The organism is Pseudomonas sp. MM227 (genome assembly GCF_947090715.1).
Taxonomy (GTDB): Bacteria; Pseudomonadota; Gammaproteobacteria; order Pseudomonadales; family Pseudomonadaceae; genus Aquipseudomonas; species Aquipseudomonas baltica.
Genome location: NZ_OX352319.1, coordinates 2,262,038 through 2,274,019, shown reverse-complemented (window position 1 = coordinate 2,274,019; position 11,982 = coordinate 2,262,038). Strand labels below are relative to the sequence as shown.

Here is an 11,982-nt window from a genome sequence, read left to right as displayed (position 1 = left end):
AGATGTCGATACCCACATCGGAACGAGTGCTGGTGCTTGCCCCCATGGGACGCGACAGCCAGGTGGCCCTGCAGATTCTCGGACAGGCAGGTATTCAAGGCATCGCCGTGGCCGACGTCGACGATCTCTGTACGCACTTGCAGCGCGAAGGCGCAGGTGTCTGCATTGTCGCCAACGAAGCGCTGTCCGAAGCCAGGATGCAGCCGTTGCTGGTGTACCTGAGCCAGCAGCCGGCCTGGTCCGACTTGCCGATCGTGCTGATGACCCATCAACGCGCGGCCGACCAGGCGCAGTCCATGCTGCTCGCTGCGCGCCTGGGCAACGTCACGTTCGTGGAACGCCCGTTTCACCCGCTGACCTTGATCAGCCTGGCCAAGACGGCCATTCGGGGTCGGCGCCGTCAATATGAAGCGCGTGACCGTCTGCTGGACCTGAGCGAAAGTGAACAGCGTTTGCAGCACGCCATGAGTGCCGGGCGCCTGGGAGCCTGGGAGCTGACCTGCAACCCGCTGCAGTTGAACTGCTCGGACCGGACCCGCACCCACTACGGCATCGAGCCCAGCACCCGTTTCGACTACTCAGACTGGCTGCTGTGCGTGCATCCGGGCGATCAGGCCATGATGCAGGAGGCGCTGATCAACAGCCTGCAGCTGGGCGCCGACTTCGCCTTGCAGTTCCGCAACAGCTGGTCTGACGGTTCAGTGCATTGGGTGGACATGCGCGCCCGCGCCATTCCCGACAGGCAGGGACGCATCCAGGCACTGGTCGGGGTTACCACCGATATCACCGAACAGAAAGCCGCCGAACAACAGTTGCGTGAACTCAACGGCAATCTGGAACAGCAGGTCGAGGAACGCACGGCCCAGGTACGGATCAACGAAGAGGCCCTGCGCCAGGCGCAGAAAATGGAAGCGGTGGGCCAGTTGACCGGCGGTATCGCCCACGACTTCAACAACATGCTCACCGGCATCATCGGCAGCCTGGAGCTGATGCGCCGACGCCTGAGCCGCAACCAGCTCGACGACCTGCCCAAGCTGATCGACATGGGTATCAGCTCGGCCAACCGCGCTGCATCTCTCACTCACCGCCTGCTGGCGTTTTCCCGCCGCCAGTCACTGGATTCCAAGCCAGTCCAGGTGAACGGACTGGTGCAGTCGATGGAAGAACTGCTGCACCGCAGCCTCAATGAAAGCATTGCGCTGCGCATGCACCTGGATCCTGAACTGTGGATAGCCGAGGCGGACCCCCATCAACTGGAAAGTGCCCTGCTCAACCTGGTGATCAATGCCCGCGATGCCATGCCAGGGCGTGGCGAAGTGATCGTCGAAACGGCCAACCGGCACCTCGATGAAAGCTTTACCAGTGCGCACCAGAACCTGGCACCGGGCGACTACATCCTGCTCAGTGTGAGCGACACCGGGTCGGGGATGGACCAGGCCGTGATCAATCGCGCATTCGATCCATTCTTCACCACCAAGCCCATTGGCCAGGGCACTGGCCTGGGCCTGTCGATGATCTACGGGTTCAGCAAGCAGTCGCGGGGCCACGTGGCGATCCAAAGCACCCCCGGCCAGGGCACCACGGTGCAGCTCTACCTGCCGCGCTGCTATGCCTCGCAACTGCCCCAGGCCACTGCGCCGGTGATCGAATCGCCGATGGCCACCAATGGCGAAACGGTTTTGATCGTCGAGGATGACCATGCCGTGCGCAGCCTGGTGTGCGAAGTCCTGCGCGAATTGGGTTACTGCTATCTGGAGGCAGCCGATGCCAGCGCCGCGCAGCCGATCCTGGCGTCCGGGCAGCGCATCGACCTGCTGATCAGCGACGTCGGCCTGCCCGGCATGAACGGTCGGCAACTGGCCGAAGTCGCGCGCCATCTGCGGCCGGGACTCAAGGTGCTGTTCATCACCGGCTATGCCCAGCACGCCGAAGTGCGCGCCGGTTTTCTCGATGACGGCATGCAGATGATCACCAAGCCGTTCGCGTTCGATGTGCTCACGGCCAAGGTGCGGGAGATGTCCCAGGCCTGAATCAGCGCTTGGGCTTGGTCCGCACGTCGTTGAAGCACGGCATTCTGGCGTCCACTCGATCCGAGGCGCGGGCGCCTGGTTTGGCAGCGGTTTCCACATACCAATAGCAGCTGTGGATGGCCCGGGTGATCCCGACATAGGCCAGGCGCAGCGCTTCCTCGTGCTGGGCACTGTCGTAGCCGTCCACCTGCCCCGCCTGAGCCAAGCCCGCCAGGGCATAGACCTGGTTCTTGTAGGGCGAGCGACTGGCATACTGGCAATCGCCCAGCAGAAATACCGCGTCGGCCTGCAGACCCTTGGCGCTGTGGAACGTGAGCTGGCGCAAACGACGCTGCTCGGCTGGCAACGCTTGATCTGCCTGCAGCAGGCCCTGGATATGCTCGGCCAAAGCCTGGCGGTCACTGTTGCGACGATAGAGCACCAGAATCGAGTCGCCTGCAGCGTGATGCTCGGCGGCGCGCCGTGCCAGATCGGCAAGGTCTCGACTCAAGAGGGTCACAGGCGATGGCTCGCGATCGAATACACGACGGGCCAGGGCCTTCTTGCCGGGTATGGCCGGTGCCGACGCCACGATATGCTCGGCGGCGTCGATGATCGCCTGATGGCTACGGTAGTTGTCGATCAGCAGTACACGCGTGTGCTTGTGAGCGCTGAAGGTGCGGTTGAACTGCATGAAGTAGCTTGGGTTACTGCCGCGCCAGCCATAGATCGACTGCCAGTCGTCGCCAACGCACATCAGCGAGCTGTGCTGCGCGGCTCGCTCACCGGCCAACGCGGTGCTGCGGCGCAGGATTTCCGCAAGACTGGCCCTCAACCAGCCCACGATCTGTGCGGAAATGTCCTGGAATTCATCGACGAGCAGATGGGACATGGGGCGCAGTGCGTCGTCAGGCAGTTCGCTGACCCGCGAGCCTGGCCCTTCGCCAAGCAAGGCGAACATGCGATTGAACAGCATGACTGGCGGCGTCTGGTTTTGCAGATGCGCTTCGAGTGCCGGCCAGAACAAGCGCAAGGCCGCGAAAAAGTCCGCTTCGGAGTCTTCGGCGTTCCAGCTCATCCTGTCGATGGCGTCGACGACCTGCACTCCGAGGTTCTCGATGAAGGTCGCGGCAGCCACGAAACAGTCCAGCAGCGGCGCCGGGGCAAGTTCGCCGGGCAACTGGTATTCGAACCCGGGCCCGGTCAACCCTTTGCTGTTCAAGGCTGCCAAAGCCTTCTTGGCATCGGAAGGATTATCCAGCCATATCAGTGGCTTATCACAGAAAGCTTGAAACAGGGTGCGCTTGACTGCCCATTCGCCCCAGATTGGGATCTTGGCCGTGGGCCGGGTGAGTTGGGCATCGGTACCGGGTTCGAACCCTAGCACGACCCAAGTGTTCAAGCGTGCAATGTAGCCATGCGTATGAAAGGTAAAACCTTTTATATCAATGGCTTGTCGATCTATCTTGATCCCCTTTATAGGCCAGGCATCCTGCGCACGCCAGTGTTCTTCGATCAAGTCACACAGTTCGGCGTCGCGAGCGCTGGCCAGGCTGAGGGCTTTGAGCCGCTTCTGCACATCGGCATCCTGCGGGTCCAGCTTGCGCAGTTGGGCTGCGCTCGCGCGCAAGCTGCCGATGCGACCACTGAACGAAGGATCGCTACTCATGAGGCTGCGATAGCATTCGTTCATCAACTGACGCTGGGTGTCGTTGAGCCGCAGTTGGAACGGATTGGCTTCCTCGCTACCTGTTGCGGCCGCTCCGAGGTTTTCGAAAGCGCGCACTTCAGCCAGACCAGGCAGCGCGTGAATCAGCGGCAGAACCAGGGAATGATAGGTTCTGACCACTTCACGTACTTTCTCGAATACGTAAGGTACTTCCCACATATCAAAGACTTGGCACAACTTCTTGATAAAGTCTCGACGTGATTCCCGGGTGAAGGTCACCACGCTCAGGCTGTCGAGTTCGAAGCCCATGTAGTGGTGAAGCACCAGCACGCGCAGTACCAACGATGTGGATTTACCTGCACCTGCACCAGCCACCACGCACGTGGCGGGTGTCGTGCTGAAGATCATTTTCCACTGCGCAGGGCTGGGCTGGGCGTGTTCGGGCAGGCGGGCAGCGACGTCAGCCTTGATGGTTTTCTTCAGCGCTGGCGTCAGCTCGAGCTGCCAGGGCGCGAACAGCAACGGCTGTGGCGCTTGTGAGGTGACGGATTTTTTCGGCGCGCGGGGCGGCCGTTTCGACTGTGACTCGGGAGGTGGTTCGCCAGGCGGGGCCGGCGCGGTAGCTTCCGTGAGCGGCGTGTGAAACCAGGCGTCACGCTGCTGCGAGCGCAGCCAACGCCAGCCCCGGGCGATCAGGCCTGGGGCTTGACGGTCTTTGTCGGTAGGTTGCGATGACACGAAAACTCCTGGGCATATCGCGAGGACCGCAATATACCAAAGATCCCACCTTCAAACGCTGCACACCCTCCGTAGCAGCGGTGCAAGCCGCGTCGGCGGCCTGTGCGGCGCCTGATACGGCACAATTCGCCGCTACGCAGGATCAACCGATGGCGGAATCCACCAGCACCTGCGCTTCGGCTACCAGACGCTGCAGATGCGCCTCGTCGATGAAGCTTTCGGCGTAGATCTTGTAGATGTCTTCGGTGCCAGAGGGACGCGCGGCGAACCAGCCGTTGGCCGTGATGACTTTCAAGCCACCGATGGCCTGCCCATTGCCTGGCGCATGGCTGAGAATCTGCTCGATCGGCTCACCGGCCAATTCCGTGGACTTCACCTGCTCGGGCGACAGCTTGCTCAAGGCCGCCTTCTGCTGCGGGTTGGCCTTGGCCTCGACGCGCGTAGAGAACGGCTCGCCCAGGCTCTGCGTCAGTGCCTCATACGCCTGGCTCGGATCGCGCCCCGTACGTGCGGTCATTTCAGCGGCCAACAGGGCCGGGATCAACCCGTCCTTGTCGGTGGTCCAGACACTGCCATCCATGCGCAGGAACGACGCACCGGCGCTCTCTTCACCGCCGAACCCCAGCGAGCCATCGAACAGACCGTCGGCGAAATACTTGAAGCCCACCGGCACTTCATGCAGACGACGCCCCAGGCGCGCGGTGACGCGGTCGATCATGCCGCTGCTGACCACGGTCTTGCCCACGGCCGCGTCGGTGCGCCACTGCGGACGGTTCTGGAACAGATAGTCGATGGCCACCGCCAGGTAGTTGTTGGGTGCCAGCAACCCGCCCGTCGGGGTGACGATGCCATGACGGTCGTGATCGGGATCGCAGGCAAAGGCCACGTCGAAGCGGTCCTTCAGGCCGATCAGCCCCTGCATGGCGTAGCTGGACGATGGGTCCATGCGAATCTGGCCGTCCCAGTCCACGCACATGAAGCGGAAGGTGGCATCGACTTCGGTGTTCACCACCTGCAGGTCGAGCTGATAGTGCTCGGCAATGGCCGACCAGTAGCGCACACCTGCCCCACCCAGCGGATCCACACCCAAGCGCAGGCCGGCCTTGCGGATGACGTCGAAGTCGATCACGTTGACCAGGTCGGCCACGTAGTGACCGATGTAGTCGTGCCGGTGAGTCGTGGCAGCCTTCAGCGCCTGCTCGTGAGGCATGCGCTTGACGCCACGCAGGTCATCGGCAAGCAGCTCGTTGGCCTTGGCCTCGATCCACTTGGTCACGTCTCCGTCGGCCGGGCCGCCATTGGGTGGGTTGTACTTGAAACCACCGCTTTGCGGCGGGTTGTGCGACGGCGTGATGACCACACCGTCCGCCAGGCCGCTGCTGCGCTCACGGTTGTAGCAGATGATCGCGTGGGAGACCGCCGGTGTCGGGGTGTATTCGTCGTCCTTGGACAACATCACCTGCACGCCATTGGCGGCGAACACTTCAAGGGCGCTGGCGCCTGCCGGGGTCGACAGCGCGTGGGTGTCGATGCCGACGAACAGTGGGCCGTCGATCCCCTTGCTGCTGCGGTACAGGCAGATCGCCTGGCTGATCGCCAGCACATGTGCCTCGTTGAAGCTCAAGTCGAACGAGCTGCCGCGGTGCCCCGAGGTCCCGAACGCCACACGCTGAGTGGGCTCGCTTGCATCCGGCTGGCCGGTGTAATAGGCCGTGACCAGACGCGGGATGTCGATCAGCAGCTGGGCTGGAGCAGGTTTGCCCGCAAACGGACTGAGCTTCATGCAAAAACCTCTAGTGTAGGTACCGAAACGAAGAATGACAGTTTAGTGGCACTTCGACACTGGAGGTAGCTATTTGATTCCCTTTTTTGACGCTTCTTTTGTCGAACCGACCGGCAGCAGGTTGCCTGCTGCCCTTCGGGACGCCTGATCAGGTGATCGGCGCGGGGTTGAACAAGGTGATGTCGTTATGCAGGCGATAGCGCTCGGCCCACGTCTGTTGTTCACCGCTGGCCACGGCCAGGTAGTAATGGAAAAGCTCCCAGCCCAGCTCCTCGATGGTCACCCGCCCGGTGGCAATGCGCCCGGCGTCGATATCGATGAGGTCGGGCCAGCGCTCGGCCAGCTCGGTGCGGGTGGACACTTTCACCACCGGCGTCATCGCCAGGCCGTAGGGAGTGCCGCGCCCCGTGGTGAACACGTGCAGGTTCATCCCCGCGGCCAATTGCAGCGTGCCGCAAACGAAGTCGCTGGCAGGCGTGGCGCAGTAGATCAGGCCTTTGCGGTTGACCCGTTCGCCCGGACCGAGCACACCGTTGATGGCGCTGCTGCCCGACTTGACGATCGAGCCCAGCGACTTCTCGACGATGTTGGACAAACCGCCTTTCTTGTTCCCCGGTGTGGTGTTGGCACTGCGGTCCGCCGCACCGCGTTCCAGATAATTGTCGTACCAGTCCATCTCGCGCACGAGCTGGGTCGCCACTTCGTGGGTTTCGGCCCGCGAGGTGAGCATGTAGATGGCATCGCGCACCTCGGTGACCTCGGAGAACATCACCGTGGCCCCGGCGCGAACCAGCAGGTCGGAGGCGAAGCCCAACGCCGGGTTGGCGGTGATCCCGGAAAACGCATCGCTACCGCCACACTGCATGCCCAGGATCAGCTCGCTGGCGGGCACCGTTTCGCGACGCCGACGGTCCAGCTTGGCCAGCCGCGTCTCGGCCAGCGCCATGATCTGCTCGACCATTTCACCGAAGCCATGCCCGGAGTCCTGCAGGCGGTATAGCCACGGCTCGCTCAGGTCTACCGAGGGATCGTCCTCGTGCATAACCTGCCCGGCCTGCAACTTTTCGCAACCCAGGCCGATCACCAAGGCTTCGCCACCCAGGTTCGGGTTGCGCGCCAGGTTGCGTACGGTGCGAATCGGAATGTAGGCATCGCGCGCATTGATGGCCACGCCGCAGCCGTAGCTGTGGGTCAGCGCCACCACGTCGTCGACGTGGGGGTACTTGGGCAGCAGCTCTTCGCGAATGCGCTTCACCGCATGGTCCAGCACTCCGGTCACGCACTGCACCGTGGTGGTGATCCCCAGAATATTGCGCGTACCCACGGTACCGTCCGCATTGCGATAGCCCTGGAAGGTGAAGCCCTCCAGCGGCGGCAGCGCCGGCGGTACCGCGTCGGACATCGGCAGGCTGTCCAACGGCGGCGCCGAAGGCATGGCCAGTTGGCTTTCCTTGACCCAACTGCCTTGACGGATCGGCTCCAGTGCGTAGCCGATGATCTGGCCGTAACGCACCACAGCGCCGCCTTCGGCGATGTCGACGGTGGCAACCTTGTGGCTCTGCGGCACACCTTCGATGACCGTCAGGCCATCGGGAAAACGACTGCCTTCGGCCACGCCCTGATCGTTGACCACGACCACGACGTTATCGTCTGCGTGCAGACGCACGTAGCGGGGAGAATCGGAATGTTCGATCAATTGCATGGCTTGGCCCTTCCAATCAATTCAGGCTGAATCCAGAGCCGCGTACCGGCAGTGCCGGCCGCGGTCTTGTCGTTGGCTGCAGACGCTTCAGGGACGAGCGGCATTGAGCTGCGGTGCATCGTCGACGACCGGGTCGCCGTTCTCTTCGCGCAGTACCACGCGCTTGATCGGGCCGACGATCACCAGGTAGCTGAACACCGCTACCAGGGCATTGGCACCGACGTAGACCAGCGCGTACTTGAACGAGCCGGTGGCACTGATGATGTAGCCGATCACGATCGGCGTGGTGATGGACGCCACGTTACCGAACATGTTGAACAAGCCGCCGCTGATCCCGGCGATCTGCTTGGGCGAAGTGTCGGACACCACGGCCCAGCCCAGCGCACCCACGCCCTTGCCGAAGAACGCCAGGGCCATGAACGCCACCACCATCCATTCGGCCTGCACATAGTTGCAGATCACCATGGTGGTCGACAGCATCAAGCCGCAGACGATCGGCGTCTTTCGCGCGAAGGTGAGGGAATGGCCGCGACGCAGCAGGCTGTCCGAGATGACCCCGCCCAACACGCCACCGATGAAGCCGCAGATGGCCGGCAGCGAGGCAATGAAGCCTGCCTTGAGGATGGTCATGCCGCGTTCCTGAACCAGGTACACCGGAAACCAGGTAAGGAAGAAGTAGGTGATGCCGTTGATGCAGAACTGCCCCAGGTACACACCAAGCATCATGCGCGTGGTCAGCAGTTGGCGAATGTAGTTCCACTTCGGCTTGGACTTGCCGCCCTTGGCCTGGTCCATGTCCACCAGCCCGCCGTTCTGCTCGATGAACTCCAGCTCTTCGGCGCTGACGCTTGGGTGTTCCTTGGGATTGTGGATGTACTTGAGCCATACGCCCGAAAAGAGGATGCCCAGGCCGCCCATGACCACGAAGACATGCTCCCAGCCCCAGGAGTGCACGATCCAGCCCATCAGCGGAGCGAACAGCACCGTGGCGAAGTACTGCGCCGAGTTGAAGATCGCCGACGCCGTGCCGCGCTCGGCGGTCGGGAACCAGGCCGCAACGATGCGTGCGTTACCGGGAAACGACGGGGCTTCGGCTGCGCCGACCAGAAAGCGCAGCATGAACAGCGCGATCACCGCGTTGGCCATCGGCAGGTAGCCGACGAACCCCTGCATTACCGTGAACAGCGACCAAAGGAAAATGCTCCAGGCGTACACCTTCTTCGAGCCGAAGCGGTCGAGCAACCAGCCACCGGGGATCTGCAGCAGGACGTAAGCCCAACCGAAAGCGGAGAAGATATAGCCGAGGGTGACGGCGTCGATGCCCAGGTCTTTCTGCAGACTGGCACCGGCGATGGAAATGGTGGCGCGATCCGCGTAGTTCAGTGTTGTCACCACGAACAACAGGAACAGGATCATGTAGCGCACATGCGTCTTCTTCGTCGCTGGCATGCGAAGGTACTCCCACGAGTTATTTTTATGCGGGTAGAGGGTATGAAGCCGGGTATTTCAGGTGTCGCTGACTCAGCCGGGCTGCAAGCCATGGCCCTGTAGGACGGAGGAAGTCGGACAACAGCGGGAAGACATCACGTGGATAATCATGGTTGCAGCACCCTGGACGTTGGAATTATTAGGGGACACCGGTCTGTGCCGGTACTGCAGTTACGTTATCGTACAACGCTGATTATATCCATACCTCGGAGATGAATTATTTCCAAAGATGTAGCGATGTGGGCGGGAAGTCATCGTACTACGTTGCAGGCGCTGACTTGGAGGGTCAGATGGACAGATCTTCGTGCGCCTTGACCACGCGCGCCCGGCTGTTGGCCAGATGGATGCGCATCGCGGCGCGGGCGGCGTCATAGTCACAGCGGGCGACCGCTTCGAAGATGTGCGCATGTTCGCGGACCAGCCGTTCGTGTTTCTGCTGGCGGTCCAGACGTGCGATGGCCACGGTGTCCAGGCGTGCACGGGGAAACATGCTGGTGCCGAAATGCGTGATGATGTCGGCGAAATAGCGGTTGTTGGAAGCCTGGGCGATCTGCAGGTGGAACTGGAAGTCGGAGACGATGGACCCGCTGGTGTCGGACGCCTGTTCGAAGCGCTTCAGCGCGTCTTCGATACACGCCAACTGGTCGTCGCTGCGCCGCAGTGCCGCCAACCCCGCCGCTTCGATCTCGAAACTGATGCGCACATCGAGAATGGCGATGACGTCCTGCAAAGTAACGATGGTAGCCGGGTCCAGGCGCGATACGGTCGAACCCGGGACGTTGAGAACGAAGGTGCCGATGCCGCGACGGGTTTCGACGATGCCCGACACCTGCAGGCGGGACAGTGCCTCGCGCACGGTAGCCCGGCTCACACCGCCCACCGCCATCAATTCGAGTTCGGTGGGCAGCTTGTCTCCGGGCTTGACCACACCCTGGCTGATCATCCTGCAGACATCGTCCACCAGGCTCTGGGCCAGGTTGCCCGGCCTGCGACGCGTGATGTCGGCGGTGACGATGTCGTTGCTCATGGCGGCGCGATCATGGCTGGAAAAGGAAAACCGATCATATATCAGCAAGTTGTGTGATGACAGCGCGAACATGCCGCCTTTCGAGGTGTTCGCGGTCGGTGCGGCGCCCTTGAAATATACATTGAACCCCCCTTCCCAACCGCTACGGCAGGCCTAGAATGGCGGCGTGGTCGCGGTCCCCAATAACGCTGTTGCCCCCCCTCCCGAGCCAACATGTCCAAAGCCAATCCCTGCCTTGAGTGCGGCGCCTGCTGCGCGCATTTCCGTGTGTCCTTCTATTGGGGCGAATGTCAGTCTGCGGGCGGCCTGGTGCCTGACGAGCAGGTCATTCAGGTCACCCACAATCGGGTGGCGATGCTCGGCACCGACGCCAAGCCCACGCGCTGCGTTGCCCTCGCCGGCGAGGTGGGCAAAGTCGGAATCGGTTGTACGATGTATGCCAAGCGCTCCAGTACCTGCCGCGAGTTCGACGCTTCCTGGGAACACGGCGAACATAACCCGGCGTGCGACAAGGCGCGTGCGGCTCATGGCTTGCCGCCGCTGCCGGAGCCGGTCATGACCCTCCTCGCCAGCTAGCCGATTCAAGCGCTGCGCTCCGAGTCGATGGCGGCCGGATGCCGTGCGCTTTTGGCCATCGACGGGATTCGGCGTTTAGCAGATAATCGGCCATCATTACGCTATCTCGCCCCATCTCTGTACCAGGAGTTCTTGCATGGCCGCGCTGAACACGCAAACCGTTGACGCTTTCAAATCCCAGCAAAATGCCATTGTCGAGCAGTGGCTCGCAGGCCTTGAAGCCAGCGGAGCGACGCGCAACATCAAGGAAGCCGACCTTCGGCAGCAGAGCAGCGAGCTGCTCAGCCAGTTGATCATCGCCCTGGAAACCAGTCAGACCCACAACATCGCCGGCAGCCAATGGGCCGATGTCCGTCAGGTACTGGAGAAACTGTCCCACAGCCGCGCGCTGCTGGGCCACGACTCGCACCAGACCGCGCACTTCATCTTTGCCCTCAAGCGCCCGCTGTTCGCCGTGCTGCAGGCAGCGTACGCCAGCCATCCGGCCGAGCTTGCCGAGCAGGTGCTGCTGGTCTCGGACCTGCTCGACGGGCTGGGCATGCACACCATCCGCACTTTCCAGAAGTCCCGCGAGATGGTCATCAAGCGTCAGCAGGAAGAACTGCTCGAACTCTCCACGCCCGTCGTCAAGCTGTGGGAAGGCGTACTGGCCCTGCCGATGATCGGCACGCTGGACTCGCAGCGTACCCAGGTGGTGATGGAATCGCTGTTGCAGCGCATCGTCGACACCGGCTCGGAAATAGCCATCATTGATATCACCGGGGTGCCGACGGTCGACACCCTGGTGGCCCAGCATCTGCTCAAGACAGTCACCGCCATTCGCCTGATGGGTGCCGATTGCATCATCAGTGGTGTTCGCCCGCAGATCGCGCAGACCATCGTCCATCTGGGCCTGGACCTGCAAGGCGTGGTCACCAAGGCCAATCTGGCAGACGCCCTGGCCCTGGCCCTGCGCCGCCTGAACCTGACCGTCAGCAAGGCGGTTTGAGC

Annotated in this window: 8 protein-coding genes; 3 read left to right on the top strand and 5 right to left on the bottom strand. The window is 62.4% G+C overall.

Annotated features, from left to right (window positions below):
• Positions 1-2: 2 nt before the first annotated feature.
• The gene (locus ONG87_RS10240) at positions 3-2,030 is read left to right on the top strand and encodes a response regulator (RefSeq protein WP_264382796.1); all 2,028 of its coding nucleotides are present in this window, start codon (positions 3-5) and stop codon (positions 2,028-2,030) included.
• Position 2,031: 1 nt separating this feature from the next.
• On the opposite strand, the gene ONG87_RS10235 is transcribed toward ONG87_RS10240, so the two are convergent.
• The 5 genes from ONG87_RS10235 to ONG87_RS10215 form a co-directional block, all read right to left on the bottom strand.
• The gene (locus ONG87_RS10235; protein WP_264382795.1) at positions 2,032-4,416 is read right to left on the bottom strand and encodes a UvrD-helicase domain-containing protein; all 2,385 of its coding nucleotides are present in this window, start codon (positions 4,414-4,416) and stop codon (positions 2,032-2,034) included.
• 142 nt (positions 4,417-4,558) lie between these two features.
• Positions 4,559-6,199 (bottom strand): phosphoglucomutase (alpha-D-glucose-1,6-bisphosphate-dependent), encoded by a 1,641-nt coding sequence (gene pgm, locus ONG87_RS10230; RefSeq protein WP_122478146.1) that lies wholly within the window; start codon positions 6,197-6,199, stop codon positions 4,559-4,561.
• A gap of 148 nt (positions 6,200-6,347) precedes the next feature.
• Complete coding sequence (garD, locus tag ONG87_RS10225; RefSeq protein WP_264382794.1) at positions 6,348-7,901, bottom strand: galactarate dehydratase; 1,554 nt, start codon at positions 7,899-7,901, stop codon at positions 6,348-6,350.
• An 87-nt stretch (positions 7,902-7,988) separates the two neighbouring features.
• Positions 7,989-9,350 (bottom strand): MFS transporter, encoded by a 1,362-nt coding sequence (locus ONG87_RS10220; RefSeq protein WP_122478149.1) that lies wholly within the window; start codon positions 9,348-9,350, stop codon positions 7,989-7,991.
• 325 nt (positions 9,351-9,675) lie between these two features.
• Positions 9,676-10,416 carry a FadR/GntR family transcriptional regulator gene (locus tag ONG87_RS10215; protein WP_122478282.1) on the bottom strand — a complete coding sequence of 247 codons (741 nt, stop codon included), beginning with the start codon at positions 10,414-10,416 and terminating at the stop codon, positions 9,676-9,678.
• A 213-nt stretch (positions 10,417-10,629) separates the two neighbouring features.
• Between ONG87_RS10215 and ONG87_RS10210 the strand changes: the two genes are divergently transcribed.
• Both ONG87_RS10210 and ONG87_RS10205 read left to right on the top strand, forming a co-directional pair.
• Entirely contained in the window at positions 10,630-10,992 is a 363-nt protein-coding gene (locus ONG87_RS10210) for a YkgJ family cysteine cluster protein (protein WP_122478151.1), read from the top strand.
• A 136-nt stretch (positions 10,993-11,128) separates the two neighbouring features.
• Positions 11,129-11,980, top strand: coding sequence for an STAS domain-containing protein (locus ONG87_RS10205; protein WP_192056088.1), 852 nt, complete (start codon positions 11,129-11,131; stop codon positions 11,978-11,980).
• Positions 11,981-11,982: the final 2 nt, after the last annotated feature.